The organism is Pantoea sp. FN0305 (assembly GCF_050113845.1).
GTDB classification, from domain to species: domain Bacteria; phylum Pseudomonadota; class Gammaproteobacteria; order Enterobacterales; family Enterobacteriaceae; genus Mixta; species Mixta alhagi.
On the sequence record NZ_JBNJSN010000002.1, the window covers coordinates 301,714 to 321,320 of the forward strand.

Sequence of the window (19,607 nt, forward strand, 5' to 3'; positions counted from 1 at the left end):
GGAGAATTATGGATAAATTGTTGATCGTAAACGCCGATGATTTTGGCCTTAGCAGAGCGCAAAATTACGGCATCATCGAGGCATACCGCGACGGCATTGTGACCTCCACGACCGCCATGATGAATGCGGCAGGCGCAGAGCATGCCGCAGCCTTAAGCATGCTCCATCCTGAACTGGCCGTGGGCATGCACTTTGTCTTAACGCTGGGGAAGCCGCTTTCAGCGATGCCGAAATTAGTCAATGCGCAGGGCGAACTTGATAAAAGGATCTGGCAAAGAGCACAGACGGATACCTTGCCGCTGGAAGAGATCCAGCAAGAACTGGCCAGGCAGTTTGCACGCTTTATCGCCTTGTTTGGTTATGCGCCGACCCACATCGACAGCCATCACCATGTCCATATGATCCCGCAAATCTTTCCTATCGTCGAAGCGTTCGCGAAAGAGAAGGGAGTAGCGATACGCATCGATCGTCGCGAGATAACCGCGCATGGCATTAAGCTTCAGGGCGCAAAAAGCACGCAGGATTTCGCCACTGACTTTTACGGGGAGGCGATTACGGAAGCGTTACTGCTGGAGACGCTGGATAGGGCGCAGGCACGCGGGGTGCAATCTCTTGAGGTTATGTGTCATCCCGCCTTTATCGATCGCCCGCTTCTTACCAGCAGTTATTGTTGGCCACGGCTGGATGAACTTGATGTGCTTACGTCAGCATCGTTGAAATATGCGATTGCCGAACGGGGTTATCGGCTGGGAACATTCAGGGATCTATAGCTGCCGTTTTTAGCGGAAAGGCGTGCTGTCTGCGCATGTAGCTCAAACCCGGCATCATCAGCGTGATGCCGGGTGATATGGTTACTGTGTGAGTTTGCTGTGCGAGTTTAGCCTGTCGTCCGTTTCGTGTCGTTCCTGGTGCTTATCCTGTTCCGCCGGTTGCTCGTTATCTTGCTGCTGCATTTTTCGCTCGTTTTTTACCCGCAGATGTTTCGCCCGGCTTTCCAGCCACAGGTAAAGCACCAGTGCCAGTAGCAGCGGCAGGATAAAGTAGAGCACGCGATAGGCGAGCAGGGCGGCGATAATCTGCCCATGACCAGTATGCTCATCACGCAGCAACGCCAGAAATACCGCTTCCAGCACGCCGATACCGGCCGGGATATGGACTATCACCCCGGCGATACTGCTGATCAGTAACACGCCCAGCACTACCGGATAATTCACTTCCTGTCCCAGCAGCAGCCAGATGATTGCCCCCATGACCATCCAGTTAGCGCTGGAGATAGCAAACTGAAACAGCGCCATACGCAGCGAAGGCAACGCCAGTTTTTGCCCTTTGACTGTCCAGCGACGTCGTTTAGAAAAGGCGCAGGCGCCCAGGTAGGCAAGAACCAGCAGCGCCAGAATACCGCCGATCAACCGCAGCGTCCCTTCGCCAATAAACCAGCCGGGCGGTACCGGCACCATACCGGCGGTAAAAATAATTCCCGCCAGCAGGATATAGCCGAGCCAGTTGGTGGCGATACTGAGAGAAAAAATACGGGTGATAGTGCTGCCGCTCAGCCCCAGCCGGGAGTAAAGCCGATAGCGCATCGCAACGCCGCCCACCCAGGTACTTAGCGTCAGGTTAAAGGCGTAACAGATAAACGACACCAGCATCACCTGACGTTTGGCCAGCTTATGACCGCAGTAGGCGCGGCCAATCAGATCATAGCCGCCGTAAGCGAGATAACTCAGGATCACCAGACCCACCGCGCTGAGAACCGCTATGCGGTTATAGTTGACGATCACTTTCCAGACATCTTCCCAGTCTACTTTGCCGGCATAGACTCCCAGCAGTACAATAACCGCAATAAAGAACAGCCAGGTGAGGATTTTTTTGGCCAGCTTCCATTTGGGATGGGCTTTTGACATCAGGATTTTACCCCTTGTTTTTCGCTATCAACGCGATCCTGGGTTTCCAGTTCCGGCTGAACCGGCGGCGGTACCTGCTTTACTTTAGGCGTATGGGCAGGCAACCAGCCGGCAATAGCAGGGAAATGGCGCAGGAAGTGGAAAACAATCACGCTTTTAGTCAGCTGCAGCCAGGTGCGCTTCGGTAGTTTATCTTCCCGTACGCGCACACAGTCTTTCTGTAACAGCTGCTCCAGATTATCGCGCAGCGTCTGGTTAAACTGTCGATCATGAATAATCAAATTTGCTTCCAGATTCAGCGACAGGCTAAGCGGATCGAGATTACTGGAGCCGACCGTGGCCCACTGTTGATCCTGTACCGCTACCTTTCCGTGTAGCGGACGGCGAATATATTCATACACCTCCACGCCGCCTCCTACCAGGTAGTTATACAGCAGCTCCGCGCCTACTTTAACAATCGGCATATCGGGTTCGCCCTGTACGATCAGACGCACGCGCACGCCGCGCTGGGCGGCATTTTTCATCTCGCGCAGCAGGCGATAGCCGGGGAAAAAGTAGGCGTTGGCGATAATCACATCCTGTTTAGCGTTGCTGAGCATCTCCATATAGTGCTGTTCAATATCGTCGCGATGTTTATCATTATCGCGAAAAACAAACAGCGCCTGCGCATCGCCGGGCTTCTGGTTGCGCGCCGGGCGATGAGAGCGTTGCCCCCACCAGCGACGCGTATTCGCTTCGCTGCCAAAAGCCTCCGCCACAAAAGCACCGATATCGTCGACAATCGGCCCTTTAACCTCAACGGCGTAATCCTGCTTGGCTTCCGGACCGAAATCGGTGTTGTGCTCGGCGGAAAAGTTAATGCCGCCGACAAAGGCGATAACGCCGTCGACAACCACAATTTTACGGTGCAGCCGACGGAAGACATTGGTGCGCATGCCCATCACCAGCGGGCGAGGGTCATAATAGAGAAAGCGCACGCCAGCAGAGGTAAGGCTGGAAATAAACTCATCCGACAGATCGGGTGAACCGTAGCCATCAACCATCAGCTCGATTTTTACGCCGCGCTTCGCGGCAGCCAGCAGTTCGCGATGCAGCGCCTTGCCAACGTTATCCTCAAACAGAATAAAGGTTTCCAGCAGCACACTTTGCTTTGCGCGCTGAATCGCCCCAAATACGCGTGGGAAAAACTGTTCACCGTTTTCCAGTAACTGGATACGGTTACCATCGCGCCAGTTCATTGTCATAAGTGAATCTCCACAGCCAGCGGCGCATGATCGGAAAGATGAGACCAGGGCCGCACAGGTAATGCCCAGGGATGACTGGTTGCGGCGTTACGCACATAAATACGATCGAGGCGCAACAGCGGAAAACGCGCCGGGAAAGTGCGCGCCGGGCGTCCGTGCTTACGGCTGAATACCTCATCAAGATTGGCGCAACGTTTTAACATTTTATTGGCGCGCATTTGCCAGTCATTAAAATCACCTGCCACCACCAGCGGCGCATCGGAGGGCAGGGCGGCGATCATCTCGCACATCATCTTCATTTGCGCATGGCGATGCGCATCGCGCAGACCAAGGTGAACGCACATAACATGCAGCGTCTGATCGCGGTCAGGAAGCTGTAACTGACAGTGCAGTACGCCGCGCCTCTCGGTGCCCGCTACTGAAATATCGCGGTTCTCATACTCAACGATTGGGAAGCGGGAAAGCACTGCGTTGCCGTGATGCCCTTCAGGATAGACAGCGTTACGTCCGTAAGCGAAATCGTTCCACATGGTATCAGCGAGAAACTCATAGTGCGGGGTGTCCGGCCAGTTTTCCACCTGCAGTGGATGCACAGCGTGCGTACCCATTACCTCCTGTAAAAAAACGATATCAGCGGACGTCGCGCGTACTGCTTCGCGCAGTTCAGGTAAAATAAAGCGCCGGTTGAAAGTAGTGAAACCCTTATGTGTATTAATTGTCAGGACTTTAAAGGAAAATCCTTGCGCTTTTTGTGACATACTGGGGGCGCTCTCCTTTTGATTTTGATTTCCGATAAAGTGTAGTCTTTGTCACAAAAGGGCGCTGACTTCCGCCGCGTTTTGCGGCATTGTCCGAAAACTGCGTTACATTATGGACATCCGTCGTTGGCTTTGCCGACTACTTGGATCGCATTTAAACGCGATCAGGAGAAGAGAATGAAATGGTTTAACCGTATACAGATTGCCACTGGCCAACCCTGTCTGCACATTTCTTTGCATCTGGTGATGCTTGTGGCTCTGGTTTGGGGCTGGCGGGAACGGGCGTTGGTTGAAGTGAGCAGCGTACTGGTTGCCGCCTATGCTGCGGTATTTATCGCTATGCTGCTGACGCAGCGTATACCGCGTCTGCGGCGCACCGGTGATTTTTTAGAAGAGATCACCACCACCTACTATTTCGGCGCGGCGATGCTGCTGCTGTTTTTGGTTTCACGCATCCTGCATAACAATCTGCTGCTGGCCTGTCTGGGGTTGGTGATGCTGGCAGGACCGGCGCTGGTTTCGCTGCTGGTGAAAGAGCCGCCGCCGCGTATCGAAAAGAAACGTAGCTAAGCCTGCTGCTCTTCTGCTGTCAGGGCCGCCTTGTGCGGCCCTGGTTTTTTCTGCCGCACACGCTTTTTGACGCCACAGCGCCACGCCGCTATCGCCCCGACGTGTAAACTGTTACACTGATCTCATTACGCACCGTAGTTTGTGCCCTTTCAACCGCTTGCTCAACAAGCGTCATGATCTCCCCCCTGGAAACTGCACCGTTAACGACGGTCAGGGTGGAACCGGAGTTGAACCCCTATGTCCTTTGATTCTCTCGGCCTGAACGCCGATATTTTGCGTGCCGTGGCCGAGCAAGGCTATCGTGAGCCTACCCCTGTACAGCGCCAGGCTATCCCGGTGGTACTGGAAGGTCGCGACCTGATGGCCAGTGCCCAAACCGGCACCGGCAAGACGGCAGGCTTTACGCTGCCTATTCTGCAGCGTCTGAGCGCGAAACCGCTGGCGGCGAAAAGCCGTCGCCCGGTACGCGCATTAATTCTTACCCCGACGCGTGAACTGGCGGCGCAGGTAGGCGAAAACGTACGCGACTACAGTAAATATCTGAGTCTGCGCTCGCTGGTGGTATTTGGCGGCGTCAGCATCAACCCGCAGATGCTGAAACTGCGTGGCGGCGTGGATGTGCTGGTGGCAACGCCGGGCCGTCTGCTCGATTTGGCGCAGCAAAATGCAGTCGATCTGTCACAGGTAGAAATCCTGGTGCTGGATGAAGCGGACCGCATGCTCGATATGGGCTTTATTCATGATATCCGCCGCGTTCTGGCGCGCCTGCCGGCGAAACGTCAGAATCTGCTGTTTTCCGCCACCTTCTCCGACGAAATTAAAGGTCTGGCGGAAAAACTGCTGGATAACCCCAGCCAGGTTGAAGTTGCGCGTCGCAATACCGCTTCTGAACAGATTACTCAGCATGTGCATTTTGTTGATAAAAAACGCAAGCGGGAACTGCTGTCGCTGATGATTGGCCAGGGCAACTGGCAGCAGGTGCTGGTATTTACCCGCACCAAACATGGCGCGAACCATTTAGCCGAGCAGTTGAATAAAGATGGCATTACTGCCGCTGCGATCCATGGTAATAAAAGCCAGGGCGCGCGTACTCGTGCGCTGAGCGACTTTAAAGGCGGTCAGATTCGTGTGCTGGTGGCGACCGATATCGCCGCGCGCGGCCTGGATATTGAAGAGCTGCCGCACGTCGTTAACTATGAACTGCCCAACGTGCCGGAAGATTATGTGCACCGCATCGGTCGTACCGGTCGCGCCGCCGCAACCGGCGAAGCGATATCGCTGGTCTGTGTGGATGAGCACAAGCTGCTGCGTGATATTGAGCGTGTACTGAAGCGTGAAATTCCACGTATGGCGCAGCCAGGTTTTGAGCCGGATCCGAGCATTAAAGCGGAGCCGATCCTCAATGGCCGCCAGCAGCGTGGCGGCGGCGGTGGACGTAGCCAGGGCGGTCGCGCTCAGGGCGGCGATCGTCAGCCTTCAGGCCAGCGTCAATCCGCTTCAGCGGATCGTCAGCCGCGTCGCGCTTCCGGCGAACGTGATGGCAATCAGCCGCGTCGCGCCTCTGGCGATGGCAGCAATCCGCGCCGCGCTTCCGGCGAACGTGATGGTAATCAGCCGCGTCGCGCTTCTGGCGATGGCAGCAATCCGCGCCGCACTTCCGGCGACAGCAGCCATCCACGCCGTCTTTCCGGCGATGGCAATCAGCCGCGCCGCACTTCCGGCCAGCGCCCGGCACAGGCGCGTAGCGATAAGCCTTCCGGCAATCGTTAATTTCGCCTGGCTAAAAACGGCTACCCTTGCGGTAGCCGTTTTTTTTGCTGCATACCGCGTTAGCTTCCCGCTGTTTTTTTATCCGCTTCTGTAATAAACGCCTGCCCGGGTGATTCTCACTTTCAGGCAAAAGGCGTAAACTTGCGCGTCAATTTTGTCAAAGGTATTTCTCATGCGGGTGTTACTGGCGCCGATGGAAGGCGTACTTGATTCTCTGGTACGCGAATTACTGACCTCAGTGAATGATTACGATCTTTGCATCACCGAATTTTTACGCGTGGTGGATCAGCTGCTGCCGGTAAAATCTTTTCTGCGTCTCTGCCCGGAGCTACAGCACCAAAGCCGTACCTCTTCCGGCACCTTAGTCAGAGTTCAGCTGTTGGGACAGCATCCGCAGTGGCTGGCGGAGAACGCGGCGCGGGCGGTAGAGCTGGGTTCGTGGGGCGTCGATCTCAACTGTGGCTGCCCCTCGAAGCTGGTGAACGGCAGCGGTGGCGGGGCTACGCTGCTGAAAGATCCGGAGCTGATCTATCGCGCGGCTAAAGCAATGCGCGAAGCGGTGCCCGCTACGCTGCCGGTAACGGTAAAGGTGCGTCTTGGCTGGGACTCTGGCGAGCGACGTTTTGAAATTGCCGATGCGGTACAGCAGGCAGGCGCCAGCGAACTGGTGGTGCACGGGCGCACCAAAGAGGATGGCTACCGTGCCGAGGCGATTAACTGGCAGGCGATTGGTGAAATCCGTCAGCGTTTATCGATCCCGGTGATTGCCAACGGTGAAATCTGGGACTGGCAAAGTGCACAGGCATGTATGGCGACAACCGGCTGCGATGCGGTAATGATTGGTCGTGGCGCGCTTAACGTGCCTAACCTGAGCCGGGTTATTAAAGAGAATGCGCCGCCGATGCCCTGGCCGCAGGTGATGGCGCTGCTGCATCGCTACACCCGGCTGGAAAAGCAGGGCGATACCGGGATGTACCATGTGGCACGTATCAAACAGTGGCTGGGCTATCTGCGCAAAGCATATCCGCAGGCGGATATGCTGTTTACTACCGTCCGCACCCTGAAAAACTCCCCGGAGATCGCGGCGGCGATCGATCGTCAGTGCCAGCTGGCCGAGGCTTTATCACTTAACGAGGCGTTATAGCATTACCAGCAGCGTATAAAACAGCGCGGCCATTAGCGCGCAAGCCGGTAATGTCAGCAGCCATACCAGGCCCATGCGTTTCAGCGTTTGCCACTGCAGGGCGCTGCGATTCGCCACCATGCTGCCTGCGACGCCGCAGGTCAGCACCTGAGTAGTGGAAACCGGCAGGCCAAACTGCTCCGCCACGCCTAATGTTGTCATGGTGACCAGTTCGCTGCTGGCGCCCTGCGCTGCGCTAAGCGGCGCTTTACCGGTGCGTTCGCCAATGGTAATAGCGATGCGCTGCCAGCCGGTCAAGGTACCCAATCCCAGCGCCAGCGCCACCATGATTTTTACCCACCAGGGGATTAGGCTGCTGGCGTGATTTAACTGTCCGGCCATCGCCGTCAGCAGTGCGCGCTCATTATGCGTCAGCGGCACAGGGCTGTTTACCAGCTGATGCAGGGTTTTGCTGGTCAGCGACATTTGCAGGCGCAGGCGGGTTGCCTCACTTGTTGAGAGCCGATCGAAGCGGGTCAGGGCGCTCAGCTGTTGATGCAGGCTGCCCGTCACTTTGCCCAGCGCTGGCAATACCTCTTGCTGCCAGCGCTGCTGCTGTAAATAGCGCTGCAGTTCACTTTCTGCCATCGGCAGTGTGAGATCGCTGCGCTGCGGCAGCTGCGCCTGCGCCTGTGCGGTCAGCACGGTTAAGCTGGCTATTTCGCGCTCCGGCAGAGTGCGGTTCAGGGCAAACGTGCCCGGCAGCGCGATCAGCAGGATGACCATAATCAATCCCATACCTTTCTGCCCGTCGTTGGCTCCGTGCGCGAAAGAGACGCCGCTGCTGGTCAGCAGCAGCATGCCGCGCAGCCAGAGCGGAGGAGGGCGTTGCAGATCGGCAGCCTGAGTGAGCTGGCGATTCGGCAATAGCGCCTTCATTGCCAGCAGCAGCAGCCCGGCGGCGACAAAACCCAGCACCGGCGACAGCAGCAGCGCCCAGCCAGCCCAGCCAGCCTGATGCCAGTCGATGCCGGTCAACGCGCCATTGCCGTTCAGCAAGCTACTGGCACCGCCCACGCCTACCATCGCTCCCAGCAGCGCATGAGAAGAGGAGGAAGGGATAGCGAAATACCAGCTGGCAAGATTCCAGCTAATCGCCGCCAGCAGCAGGGCATAAATCAGCGCGTAGCCATGACGGGCATCCAGTTGCAGCAGTCCCTCTGCTGGCAGCAGAGATATGACGCCCCAGGCCACCACGCCGCTTGCCAGCAGCACGCCCAACATATTCGCAATGGCGGAAATCAGCACTGCCCGCCCCGGGGAGAGCGTACCGGTATAAATTACTGTCGTAACGGCATTGGCGGTATCGTGCACGCCGTTAACAAAAACAAAGCCCAGAGCCAACAGCAGGGCGCCGCTCAGCAGCAGGTCAGGAGTAAAAACGTTGCCCGAGGCGCGCATCTCAGCCGCAAGCTGTGCCATCATCCAGCCGATCGCTACCAGCAAAAGCAGGCCAGCCATTGCCATTCGCAGACGCTGTTGTCGACCGGATCGTGCCGGATAAAGCGTGGGGAAGCGTGAGGTATAGCGGGCAAAGGTGCTGTAATCGCTCATATCACACCGTAAAATTATGGAATGCTCCTGTGGTGATACGCTTTTTATATGACAACAGTATGACGTGATGGAAAGGCCGGCAGCAAAGACATTCCCTGCGCACGGCAAGCCACAACCGCAAAGAGAGTGAGATAAAGCGTCAAGGGAGAAATTAATGCGGCCTAATAACAGTAAGCCGCTTTCATATTGTTATGATCTGTTGTTCAGATAACGATTAGCGAATAAATCAGTGCTGCCTGATGAAATAGCATATCAGGGTGATAAAAAGAGAGTGGCAATTAGTCGCAGCCCGCCGAGATAAACGGTGGCGGGCTGCGTGACGGAGCAGGAATAACATTCCCTGGTGTGAAAAAAAAGAAAGAAGATATTTATTTATCACCTTCCAGGTGATGAAAGGATTATTGATAAAGTTTTATTTTCCGTCAACCGTTTATTTGTAGGCTACAGGATAAAAATAGATAATTTTATTTACGGTTAATGTCTGCTTAATGATAATTGATTTTGTGCTAATTAATAATTAACCTTAAAATAAAAGACATATTATTATTCAAACGAGATGGCGTTATTTATCATCCCGCCAGCGACGAGAAAGTGACGTTCACCGCGCCGGTAAATAGTGGTTTCAGAATTATCTTCTCTTTTACTGCTGCCGGTTCGCTGCCAGGCTTACTCCTTTGCCCGTCAGGGATCTAAGAAACCAGGCCATGCTCTATTTCAACATTTCCCGCCTCCTTTTTCCTGCCCTCTGGCTGGTTGCGCTGTGGTGCAGCGCAGCGATGGCCGACACCGTTTGGCTAAAAAATGGCGATCGCCTTAGCGGTAACGTACGCTCGCTGGAAGACGGAAAATTAATTATGGATACCGACTGGGGCGGTACGCTGTCACTAAACTGGCGCGCAGTCAGCACGCTTAACAGTAAAAACCTGGTTACTTTACGCAATAGTCAGACTGGAGAGAGTTATAGCGTCAAACTGGAGGCGGCTGAAGCGGGCTGGCTGACGGTGGTCAGCAGTAATCAGCAGGAAGAGAAGGTCGCGGTTTCCCGTATCGACGATTTTATGAAAGCGAAAGTCAAAAGCGAGCGGCTTAACTGGAGCGGCAACGTGGATGCAGGCATTAACCTGAAACACGCATCGACCGAAACGCAGGATACCCATTTCTCTTTCAACAATAAAATTAGCCAGGGTAAATGGCGGCATAATTCCGGCGCAACCTGGAATCGCGAAACAGAAGACGCCAGCGTCAAAACCTATAATTACAGCCTGCGCTATGCGATTGATTATACCTTTCGTGAACAGTTCTTCTGGCAGGGACGCGCCAGCTATAAGCGTGACTGGGTTGAAGATCTGGCGCATCAGGCGCTCATCGGCACCGGGCCAGGCTATCAATTCTGGGATAAATGGTAAAAAAAGGGCGATAATCATCGCCCTTTTTGATACTGCTTTATGCTCAGGAACCACTATTTTCGTCAGCAGGCGCTACAGGCTGAGATTGATCCACAGGCGCTGCAGGCGGTACCTGACCAGCTGGTGCTACAGGCTGAGCCTGATCCACCGGCGCAGGGTTGCCGTTTTGCTCGGCAGCATTGGTCGGCAGCGTCTGATTTGGTGCCTGGGTATCAGCATTTTGCGGAACCACTGGCTCAACCGGCGCTTCTTCCGCTAATCCGTTAACCTTCACCGGCATACCGGAGCGCGCTCTCATCGCCTGATCGACGATCGTCTGGTTTACGCTGGCGTCAGACAAGATTTTGCTCACCGCAGGCGTTAACGTGATCGGTACCGGCGCACGCGATTTAAACTGCTCTTCAGTAGTGGAGAGCGGATTATGGATCTCAACATAACGCGAACCATCCGGCTCTACCGACGCCTTAACCGGCTGATCGATAAACTGCACGCGCGTGCCAACCGGCACGTTATCGAACAGCCATTTAATATCGTCAGCACGCAGACGTACGCAGCCGTGGCTTACGCGCAGGCCAATACCGAAGTTAGCGTTGGTGCCGTGAATCGCATAGAGGCGACCGATATAAAGCGCATAAAGTCCCATCGGGTTATCCGGACCGGCCGGGAACACTTCAGGCAGCGTCTCGCCGCGCGCGGCGTACTCTTCATGCATTTTTTTGGTTGGCGTCCAGGTCGGGCCCGCTTTTTTGCGCTGCACGGTGGTGGTCCAGTCTACTGGGGTATCCTTGCCCAGTTCGCCAATGCCGATAGGCAGCACGACAACGGTTTTGGTGCCTTTCGGGTAATAATAGAGACGCATTTCGGCGCTGTTGATGACAATCCCTTCACGCGGCGCGTCGGGCAGAATCAACTGGTGGGGAATAATCAGTTTTGAACCGGCCTGCGGCAGATAAACGTCAACGCCGGGGTTGGCTTCGAGCATATTGCTCAGGCCCATTTGATATTGTGCAGCAAAAGCTTCCAGAGGAAGTTTGCTGTCCTGCGGGATGGTAATTTCCAGGTTTTCTCCCGTCAAACGGCTGTTGGCCGGAGGCAGAGGATAAACCACAGCAAGCGCCTGCTGGCTAAATGCCACCAGTGCTACTGCCAGTGAAGCGATCGCGCGAATGCTCTTTTTCATCTTATTTCAATTGATTAATGCCATTAAATGGCTTGTTAGAGAGTCGACCCAGGTGCGGCCATTGTGACCGGCTGCACATTATATGTGCATAACCTCTGATTGTGGAACCAGGATTTTTCGTAACCGCACCAGCTTTCCTTAACTCTATGTCATTTCACACAATCTTGCCGGGCCTGAAGGCATTTTTTACATTCAGGGCTGCCATTGCGGGTCATCGCCATCCAGTTTGCGATTCAGGAAAAAGGCGGCGCTGATCAAAGCCAGATGGCTGAGCGCCTGCGGAAAGTTGCCCAATGCGTAGCCATGAAAATCAAACTCCTCGGCATACAGGCCCAGCGGACTGGCGTAGCTCAGCAGCTTCTCAAACTCGAAATGCGCCTCCTCAACCCGTCCGGCCCGCGCCAGACACTCCACGTACCAGAATGAACAGGCCACAAAGGATCCCTCACGACCGCTTAGCGCATCGGCAGGCGTCTCTTCACGGTCATAGCGCCAGACCATACCGTCGCGCACCAGCTTCGCCTTGATCGCATCCAGCGTTGAGAGCCAGTCGGGATCGGTTGCGCCCACAAAGCGCACCAGCGGCATCAGCAACATCGAGGCATCCAGCGATTTACCGTGGCGCGTAGCGGTAAAGTGTCCCTGTTCAGGATCCCAAAAATCCTGCCAGATCTCCTGGCGAATTTCGCTGCGCACGCGATCCCAGCGCTCATAGGGCATCGGTAACGATCGTTTCATGCCAAGGCGCAGCGCACGATCCAGCGCCACCCAGCACATCAGGCGCGAGTGCAGAAAGTGTTGCGGTTCGCCGCGCATTTCCCAAATTCCGGCGTCCGGCTCCTGCCAGTGTTCGCACAGATAATCAATGGTGCTGCAGACGTTGCGCCAGCCGTGCTCAGAGATCGCCTCGCCATACTTGTTGGCAAGATAAACCGCATCCATCAGTTCGCCGTAAATATCGAGCTGCGTTTGCCGCCAGGCATCATTACCGATACGTACCGGACGCGAATCACCATAGCCGGAAAGATGCGGCAGCTCGCTTTCATGCAGCTCGGTGGCGCTGTCAAGGCGGTACATGACCTGCAGCCGCTCTTTGTCATGATGGCTGTTTTCCACGCAATGACCTACCCAGTGCGTAAAGCGTTTCGCTTCATCAACATAGCCAAGGCGCATCAGGGCATAAACGCTAAAAGAGGCATCGCGGATCCAGGAGGCGCGATAGTCCCAGTTACGTTCGCCGCCCAGCTCTTCCGGCAATCCGAAGGTTGCGGCGGCGGCAATCGAGCCGTGCTGCCATGAGGTCAGCAGCTTCAGCGCCAGCGACGAGCGTTTCACCATCTCCTGCCAGCGTCCGCGCCAGTTGCTTTGATGGCACCAGCTGCGCCAGTAACGTAGCGTTTCCTTAAAGCAGATATCGGTTTGCAGGTTATCCAGATGCTCATCCTGCGCGCAGCCGAAAATAAATTCCGCGTGCTCGCCCGTTTTCAGGGTAAAGCTCGCTACTGCCGCCTGACGATCCAGAGAGAGCGGTACGGTGGCGGTCAGGCGCAGCGTAGGCTGGCCGTCGGCGCTGAACAACACGGCATTATCGCGCAGCTTCGCTTTGGGTGTGGCGCGTGCATAGTCATGCACCGGCGCGCAGCGCAGCGAAAAACGCCCCTCGCCGCGAACCATCTTCAACCGGCGAATAATGCGCGGTTTGGTGTCCTGTTGCTCGCAGATCGGCATGTAATCGGTAATTTCCGCTACGCCTTCGGCAGCCAGCCAGCGTGTTTGCAGAATATTGGTATCCGGCAGGTAGAGCTGCTGGCGGCGGCTCGCTTTCCACTCTGGCGTCAGACTAAAGACGCCCGCCTCGTCACTGTCCAGCAGGGCAGTGAATATCGAAGGGCTATCCAGATTGGGCCAGCAAAAATAGTCGATAGTGCCATCGTCCGCCACCAGTGCGCAGGTACGCAGATCGCCAATGACGCCGTGATTACCGATAGGTCGTTTGATATCAGCCATGCCGTTCCCCGGTTGCGCTGTGTGAACTATTACTATAGCCAGGCTGGGCGGCGGCGGCGGGCAGAGCAGCTATACTTGCTGTTCGTTTATTGAGCGTGACAGAGGAGTAAAGCTATGCCGACAAACAAGGTTGCAGTGGTCACCGCATCGGACTCCGGTATCGGGAAAGCCTGTGCGGTGATGCTGGCAGAGCAGGGTTACGATATCGGCATTACCTGGCGTTCGGATGAGAAGGGCGCGCAGGAGACAGCTGAAGAGGTGCGTAAGCTGGGACGGCAGGCGGAACTGGTGCAGATGGATCTTTCCGATCCGCAGCTGGGAGGGGAAGCGCTGGCGTCGCTGATTGAGAAGCTGGGTCGCATCGATGTGTTGGTGAATAATGCCGGTACCAACGTTAAGGGCGACTTTCTGGATATTGCCTTTGATGACTGGCGCAAAGTTTTTACCGTGGATGTCGACGGCGCTTTTGTTTGCGGGCAGATTGCTGCGCGTCAGATGGTCAAACAGGGCGAAGGCGGTCGCATTATCAATATCACCTCGGTGCATGAGCATACGCCGCTGCCGGGTTCGGTCTCTTATACCGCGGCTAAACATGCGCTGGGCGGCCTGACCAAGGCGATGGCGCTTAGCCTGCTGCCACAGAAAATTTTGGTTAACGCGGTCGCGCCGGGCGCTATCGCCACGCCAATGAACGATATGGAAAATGCCGACGCGCACAAGGTTTCCCTGCCCACTATTCCTGCCGGTCGCCCCGGCGATACGCGCGAAATCGCCAGCATGGTTGCCTGGCTCTGCTCTGAGTGGTCTGGCTATACCACTGGTCAGTCTTTTATTATTGACGGCGGCTTTATGCTCGCTAATCCGCAGTATGCCGCCGCGCAACAGCAGGCCGCTCAGTAATTTCCGGCGCTTTAGCGCGCTTACGGGGCAGGCTGCTGCCCCGTTTTGCTTTTCCGTTCCGCCTCCTTCCGCGTTATTATTTGGCGCACAATCAAGAAGGAAGCGTATATGGCTATGGAGATCCCACTGCTGGCGGTACGTGACGTCAGCTATCGTCTGGCGGATAAAATGCTGCTGGCGCCTCTCTCTTTTACTTTGCAGCAACATGAAATCGTCTGGCTCACCGGTGCTTCGGGCAGCGGTAAAACCACATTACTGAAAATTCTTGCTTCGTTACTGCCGCCCAGCAGCGGCAGCATCGCGCTTCGCGGCGAGGAGAGCACCACGCTAAAGCCGGAGACCTGGCGTCGCCAGGTCTCTTACTGTTTCCAGACGCCGCAGCTGTTTGGCGAAAGCGTCTATGACAACCTGGCTTTTCCCTGGCTAATCCGTCAGCAGCGGCCTGAAAAGCAGGCGCTGCGCGCCAGCCTGGCGCAGCTGAATGTAGACCCGGAAATACTCGAGCAGCCCATCGGCGATCTTTCCGGCGGCGAACGGCAGCGGGTGGCGCTGCTGCGCAATTTACAGTTTCCTCCGGCGGTTCTGCTGCTGGATGAGGTTACCAGCGCGCTGGATACAGAGAATAAAGCTCAGGTAAAACAGCTTATTCGCCAGACGGTGCAGCAGCAGCCGATGAGCGTGCTCTGGATCAGTCACGACCCGCAGGAGATCGACGATGGCTCCCGCATTATCTCTTTAACCCGCATGGACGCAGCGCAATGAATCATCCCGAAATTAGCAATACCTCGCTGGCGCTGGCCTTTATGCTGGTGCTGGTGGCCCTGTTTGTCAGCCAGAAAGAGAAGCTGGGACTGCATAAAGATATTTTATGGAGCGTGGCGCGTGCCATCATTCAGCTCACCCTGGTGGGCTACGTCCTGCACACGCTGTTCGATTTTAATAACCGCTGGCTGACGCTGCTGATGGTGCTGTTTATCTGTATCAATGCGGCGCTGCATGCACGCAAACGCAGTAAACGCATCGGTAACGCCTTTGTTATCTCTTTTACCGCCATTACTTCCGGCACCGCCCTGACGCTGACCATTCTGGTATCAAGCGGCGCGATTGATTTTGTGCCGATGCAGGTGATTCCGGTTTCCGGCATGATTGCCGGTAATGCGATGGTGGCAGTGGGATTATGCTACGCCCAGTTGAATCAACGCTTCGCTGATAATCGTCAGAAAGTGGAAGAGATGCTGAGTCTTGGCGCATCGGTTAAACAGGCTTCGGCAACCCTGGTACGCGACAGCATTCGCGCCGCGATGAGCCCAACGGTGGATGCGGCGAAAACCGTGGGGCTGGTTAGCCTGCCGGGCATGATGTCAGGCCTGATCTTTGCCGGTATCGATCCGGTGCTGGCGATTAAATATCAGATCATGGTGACCTTTATGCTGCTGGGAACGGCGGCGATCTCAACAATCATCGCCGCCTGGCTCGGCTATCGGCGCTTTTATAACGCCCGCTCGCAGCTGGTATTTTAATCGTCGTTTCGCCGCGACCAGCGGCGAAACGCCAGACGCAGCAGCAGCACAAACACCACCGCACCAGCCAACCACAGCAGATGCTTCAGATGATGATCGAGGCGATGCAGCCAGGGCGTGATCATCTCACCGGCAAAATAGCCGAGCGTTACAAAGACCAGTGACCAGATAAAGGCACCGATGGCATTAAAAATCATAAATTTCAGCGGACTGAGGCGGCTGGCACCGATAATAATGGGTCCGATAATGCGAAAGCCGTACATAAAGCGCACGCCAATAATAAACAGCACCGGATAACGACGGATCAGGCGATTGGCGCGCTTCAGTTTGCCCTGATGTTTCTTAAAGCGCCGCAGTATGCGGGAACCGAATCGACGACCAATATAGTAAAGCAGCTGATCGCCAAGAAAGCCGCCGAGCATCACCGCCAGCACCACGCCGCTATAGCGCAGCAGCTTTTCGTGCGCCATGATGCCGCCCAGCAGCGCGAACGTTTCCCCTTCGGCAATACAGCCAATAACCACGGCCAGATAACCATACTGCTGAATAAACTGGTTGATATCGAAATGCAAAACGTACCGTCCCTTTTAGCCTTAGCGTCAGGGTAAGTGTACACCTCGTTAACTCTGCCTTGCGAAAAAAGGCGATACGGGGAAAAGGTTGCGCCCGTGATTGGTGAAAAAATAGGCAGATGACGTATACTTAAGTCACCGTCGCCAGATTGGCGGCAAGGTACTGAGGGCTATATCATGAATCATGTCTGGGGCCTGCTGGCGCATCCCGATCGGGAAATGCGCAATATCGAACGGGAAAACGAAAGCGTTTCCCACCATTACACCCATCACGTTTTACTGATGGCGGCGATTCCGGTGATTTGCTCCCTGATTGGTACCACCCAGATGGGATGGTATCTCGGCGGAGGGCGCTCGGTTCCGCTCGCGCTGTCGACCGGACTGATGCTTGCCGTGCTGTTTTATCTGTTAATTCTGGGCGGCGTGGCGGTAATGGGTCGGGTCATTCACTGGATGGCGCGTGATTATCCGCAGCGTCCCAGCATGCAGCGCTGTACGGTTTTTGCCGGCTATGTCGCTACGCCGCTGTTCCTGAGCGGCATCATCGCGCTTTATCCGGTTGTCTGGCTCTGCGTGCTGGCAGGAGCAATCGCGCTTGCCTGGACCGGCTATCTGCTCTACGTGGGCATTCCGCAATTGCTTAATATCGATCGCGATGAAAGCCTGCGTTTTTCCGGCTCAACGCTGGCCATCGGCATTCTGCTGTTTGAGGTGTTGCTGGCGCTAACGGTGCTGCTGTGGGGCTACGGCTTCCGTATGGGATAAGCCGCTTGCCTGCGCACAGACACTGCCGATATTTTGGTCTTGCTAAAAAAGCCACCTGCGGGTGGCTTAATCATGCTTTTAAAGCTTTATGCGATATCTTTAATCGCCACTTCACGGCGAGCCAGGAAATCACTTACTGTACCTATACGGTTAAGTTCTTCCTGGGCATGGGTATCATTTTCTACCTCCCATATATTTACAGCCGACTGAATATTTAGCCAAAAATCCACGGTTGTATCGAAAGCCTTTGCCAGACGAAACGCCATATCTGTAGTGAGTTTGCGATGATTGTTAACTAAAGCGCTGACCGTATTGCGGTGGACGTTAAAGGAGGCTGCCGCATTGATCATATCAAGTTTACGTGCAAGCGTAGTTTGAAGATCAGGCGGTATTTTGCTGGCTGGCGTTGCGTATTGAAAAAAGGCGTCCAGCCAGGCATCACGGAAGCTTCCAATACTTTTTAATATTCCCTTTTATCCTTCTAATCCCTGTGCGCTAATCTTAACGCACTCATGCACCGTGCTCAGGTGCGTGGGCGCGGTGACGCTTTTTCATAAAGACAATTTCTTGCCTGTTTACGCCCGGAAACGAATCTCTGATAGGAATTTACTGAGCGCCCGGCGTATTATTCTGTCTGCCAGCCGTTGCACCTGTTGACTCTTGTGACGGCAGCCTGTGTTACACACAGCGCGCAATCCTGAACCGGTAAGTTGTTAAACGATGCCCGCAAAATTTCGTTATTCGTTGCTGAGCCTGGCTTTTCTTTTCTCCGCGCAGAGCCTGGTGGGTCAGGCGCTGGCCGCTTCGCCATTAAGCACGCCTGCGCCGCTCTCCCAGCCGCAAATCGCCTCCGGCAGCGCGATGATTGTCGATCTGAATACTAATAAAGTGCTGTATGCCTCGCATCCGGATCGGGTAAGGCCAATCGCCTCGATTACCAAAGTGATGACGGCGATGGTGGTGCTGGATGCGCATCAGCCGCTGGATGAGATGCTGAATATTGATATCAGCCATACGCCGGAAATGCGCGGCGTGTTTTCTCGCGTACGCCTGAAGAGTGAAATCAGTCGCAGAAATATGCTGCTGCTGGCGCTGATGTCGTCGGAAAACCGTGCTGCCGCCAGCCTGGCGCATCATTATCCCGGCGGCTATGACGCCTTTATTCGCGCCATGAATGCCAAAGCGCGTGCGCTGGGCATGACCAATACCCATTATGTGGAGCCGACCGGCCTGTCGATTCATAACGTTTCCACCGCCCGCGATCTGACAAAGCTGCTGATCGCTACGAAACGTTATCCGCTGTTGGGTCAGCTCAGCACCACCCATGAGGAGATGGCGCACTTCAGCAATCCGGACTATACGCTGCCTTTCCGTAATACCAATCATCTGGTCTATAAGCCGGACTGGCACATTCAGCTCACCAAAACCGGCTTTACCAATCAGGCGGGGCACTGTCTGGTGATGCGCACCATGATCAAACAGCGTCCGGTCGCGCTGGTGGTGCTGGATGCCTTTGGCAAATATACCCATTTTGCCGATGCCAAACGGCTACGCGACTGGCTGGAGACCGGCAAATCCGCCCCGGTTCCGGCGGCGGCGCTGGCGTATAAAAAGCAAAAAACCGCTAATACCGCCAGCAATAACGCGATCGATTAGTGTGTTACTCCTCCGCTGGGCGGTCAGCGGAGGAGAGCGCACGCTGCATGATCAGCGTATCGCGCCAGGCACCATGCTTATATCCCACCCCTTTTAATACGCCCGCCTGACAGAATCCCAGCCTGAGATGTAGCTTCAGCGAGCCGATGTTCTGCTCGCCGTTGCCGATAATCGCCAGCATCTGCTGCCAGGGACCTTGTTCACAGCGCGCGATCAGCGCCGCCAGCAGGGCGCTACCGATGCCGCGTCCTGCCGCGTCGTGTGCCAGATAGATCGACTCTTCCACGCTATAGCGGTAAGCAGGACGCGGGCGATAGGGTGAAGCGTAGCTAAAGCCAACCAGGCGGCCTGCCTGTTCAGCGACCAGATACGGCATTTCCAGCGCCTGCACCTTGAGAAAACGGGCCTGCATTTCCGCCGTATCGGGCGGCGTCTCCTCAAAAGAGGCGCAGCCATACAGCACATGCCAGGCGTAAATTTCGCTGACAGCGGCGATATCAGCCGCGCATGCATCACGAATCAGCAGGGGTTCGGCCTTCTCAGACATAACTTCTCCTTATACCGGATGAAAGTCTTACTTTGACACAGGCGCGCGGTAGCCCTTCATAACAAATTCTT

General features: G+C 55.4%; 19 protein-coding genes. 10 read left to right on the plus strand and 9 right to left on the minus strand.

What is annotated here, in order from left to right; translation table 11 throughout:
- Positions 1 to 8 precede the first annotated feature (8 nt).
- The gene (gene chbG / locus ACQE3Y_RS05560; protein WP_426981044.1) at positions 9 to 770 is read left to right on the plus strand and encodes a chitin disaccharide deacetylase; all 762 of its coding nucleotides are present in this window, start codon (positions 9 to 11) and stop codon (positions 768 to 770) included.
- Positions 771 to 851: 81 nt separating this feature from the next.
- Here the strand turns inward: chbG and ACQE3Y_RS05565 are convergent, their stop codons facing one another.
- The 3 genes from ACQE3Y_RS05565 to ACQE3Y_RS05575 are packed head-to-tail and all read right to left on the minus strand — an operon-like array spanning position 852 to position 3,906.
- Positions 852 to 1,904, minus strand: coding sequence for a lysylphosphatidylglycerol synthase domain-containing protein (locus tag ACQE3Y_RS05565; RefSeq protein WP_426974159.1), 1,053 nt, complete (start codon positions 1,902 to 1,904; stop codon positions 852 to 854).
- On the minus strand, positions 1,904 to 3,148 hold the full coding sequence (gene clsB, locus ACQE3Y_RS05570; protein WP_426981045.1) for a cardiolipin synthase ClsB: 1,245 nt from the start codon (positions 3,146 to 3,148) through the stop codon (positions 1,904 to 1,906). The genes ACQE3Y_RS05565 and clsB overlap by 1 nt, the downstream gene beginning before the upstream one ends.
- Entirely contained in the window at positions 3,145 to 3,906 is a 762-nt protein-coding gene (locus ACQE3Y_RS05575) for an endonuclease/exonuclease/phosphatase family protein (RefSeq protein WP_426974161.1), read from the minus strand. The genes clsB and ACQE3Y_RS05575 overlap by 4 nt, the downstream gene beginning before the upstream one ends.
- 177 nt (positions 3,907 to 4,083) lie before the next feature.
- On the opposite strand from ACQE3Y_RS05575, the gene ACQE3Y_RS05580 reads away from it, so the two are divergent.
- The 3 genes from ACQE3Y_RS05580 to dusC all read left to right on the plus strand — a co-directional run bounded on the left by ACQE3Y_RS05580 (position 4,084) and on the right by dusC (position 7,390).
- Positions 4,084 to 4,476 (plus strand): YbhQ family protein, encoded by a 393-nt coding sequence (locus tag ACQE3Y_RS05580; RefSeq protein ID WP_250652182.1) that lies wholly within the window; start codon positions 4,084 to 4,086, stop codon positions 4,474 to 4,476.
- A gap of 237 nt (positions 4,477 to 4,713) precedes the next feature.
- On the plus strand, positions 4,714 to 6,246 hold the full coding sequence (rhlE, locus tag ACQE3Y_RS05585; RefSeq protein ID WP_426981046.1) for an ATP-dependent RNA helicase RhlE: 1,533 nt from the start codon (positions 4,714 to 4,716) through the stop codon (positions 6,244 to 6,246).
- 172 nt (positions 6,247 to 6,418) lie between these two features.
- The gene (gene dusC / locus ACQE3Y_RS05590) at positions 6,419 to 7,390 is read left to right on the plus strand and encodes a tRNA dihydrouridine(16) synthase DusC (RefSeq protein WP_426974163.1); all 972 of its coding nucleotides are present in this window, start codon (positions 6,419 to 6,421) and stop codon (positions 7,388 to 7,390) included.
- Here dusC and ACQE3Y_RS05595 read toward each other — a convergent pair.
- Positions 7,385 to 8,983: an inorganic phosphate transporter gene (locus tag ACQE3Y_RS05595; protein WP_426974164.1), complete on the minus strand. Its 1,599-nt coding sequence runs from the start codon at positions 8,981 to 8,983 to the stop codon at positions 7,385 to 7,387. The two genes, dusC and ACQE3Y_RS05595, sit on opposite strands and share 6 nt — an antisense overlap.
- A gap of 704 nt (positions 8,984 to 9,687) precedes the next feature.
- Between ACQE3Y_RS05595 and ACQE3Y_RS05600 the strand changes: the two genes are divergently transcribed.
- The gene (locus ACQE3Y_RS05600; protein ID WP_426974165.1) at positions 9,688 to 10,389 is read left to right on the plus strand and encodes a DUF481 domain-containing protein; all 702 of its coding nucleotides are present in this window, start codon (positions 9,688 to 9,690) and stop codon (positions 10,387 to 10,389) included.
- Positions 10,390 to 10,432: 43 nt separating this feature from the next.
- Here ACQE3Y_RS05600 and ACQE3Y_RS05605 read toward each other — a convergent pair whose 3' ends face one another.
- Entirely contained in the window at positions 10,433 to 11,569 is a 1,137-nt protein-coding gene (locus ACQE3Y_RS05605) for a L,D-transpeptidase family protein (RefSeq protein WP_426981047.1), read from the minus strand.
- Between the two features lie 192 nt (positions 11,570 to 11,761).
- A complete protein-coding gene (locus ACQE3Y_RS05610; protein WP_426981048.1) occupies positions 11,762 to 13,576 on the minus strand; it encodes a glycoside hydrolase family 15 protein in 1,815 nt (604 codons plus the stop codon).
- A 114-nt stretch (positions 13,577 to 13,690) separates the two neighbouring features.
- Here ACQE3Y_RS05610 and ACQE3Y_RS05615 point away from each other — a divergent pair, with 114 nt between their 5' ends.
- The 3 genes from ACQE3Y_RS05615 to fetB all read left to right on the plus strand — a co-directional run bounded on the left by ACQE3Y_RS05615 (position 13,691) and on the right by fetB (position 15,996).
- The gene (locus ACQE3Y_RS05615) at positions 13,691 to 14,476 is read left to right on the plus strand and encodes an SDR family oxidoreductase (RefSeq protein ID WP_426974168.1); all 786 of its coding nucleotides are present in this window, start codon (positions 13,691 to 13,693) and stop codon (positions 14,474 to 14,476) included.
- A 108-nt stretch (positions 14,477 to 14,584) separates the two neighbouring features.
- A complete protein-coding gene (gene fetA / locus ACQE3Y_RS05620; RefSeq protein WP_426974169.1) occupies positions 14,585 to 15,238 on the plus strand; it encodes an iron efflux ABC transporter ATP-binding subunit FetA in 654 nt (217 codons plus the stop codon).
- Positions 15,235 to 15,996: an iron efflux ABC transporter permease subunit FetB gene (gene fetB / locus ACQE3Y_RS05625; protein WP_426974170.1), complete on the plus strand. Its 762-nt coding sequence runs from the start codon at positions 15,235 to 15,237 to the stop codon at positions 15,994 to 15,996. Before fetA ends, fetB begins: the two co-directional genes overlap by 4 nt.
- Here fetB and ACQE3Y_RS05630 read toward each other — a convergent pair.
- The gene (locus tag ACQE3Y_RS05630; RefSeq protein ID WP_426981049.1) at positions 15,993 to 16,568 is read right to left on the minus strand and encodes a DedA family protein; all 576 of its coding nucleotides are present in this window, start codon (positions 16,566 to 16,568) and stop codon (positions 15,993 to 15,995) included. The genes fetB and ACQE3Y_RS05630 overlap by 4 nt on opposite strands.
- Positions 16,569 to 16,745: 177 nt before the next feature.
- Between ACQE3Y_RS05630 and ACQE3Y_RS05635 the strand changes: the two genes are divergently transcribed.
- Positions 16,746 to 17,333, plus strand: a complete 588-nt coding sequence (locus ACQE3Y_RS05635; protein WP_085067515.1) for a Yip1 family protein — start codon at positions 16,746 to 16,748, stop codon at positions 17,331 to 17,333.
- Positions 17,334 to 17,419: 86 nt separating this feature from the next.
- Here the strand turns inward: ACQE3Y_RS05635 and ACQE3Y_RS05640 are convergent, their stop codons facing one another.
- Positions 17,420 to 17,800, minus strand: a complete 381-nt coding sequence (locus ACQE3Y_RS05640; protein ID WP_426981188.1) for a HigA family addiction module antitoxin — start codon at positions 17,798 to 17,800, stop codon at positions 17,420 to 17,422.
- A 253-nt stretch (positions 17,801 to 18,053) separates the two neighbouring features.
- Between ACQE3Y_RS05640 and pbpG the strand changes: the two genes are divergently transcribed.
- The gene (pbpG, locus tag ACQE3Y_RS05645) at positions 18,054 to 18,989 is read left to right on the plus strand and encodes a D-alanyl-D-alanine endopeptidase (RefSeq protein WP_426981051.1); all 936 of its coding nucleotides are present in this window, start codon (positions 18,054 to 18,056) and stop codon (positions 18,987 to 18,989) included.
- Positions 18,990 to 18,993: 4 nt separating this feature from the next.
- On the opposite strand, the gene ACQE3Y_RS05650 is transcribed toward pbpG, so the two are convergent.
- On the minus strand, positions 18,994 to 19,536 hold the full coding sequence (locus ACQE3Y_RS05650; RefSeq protein ID WP_426981052.1) for an N-acetyltransferase family protein: 543 nt from the start codon (positions 19,534 to 19,536) through the stop codon (positions 18,994 to 18,996).
- Between the last annotated feature and the right edge of the window lie 71 nt (positions 19,537 to 19,607).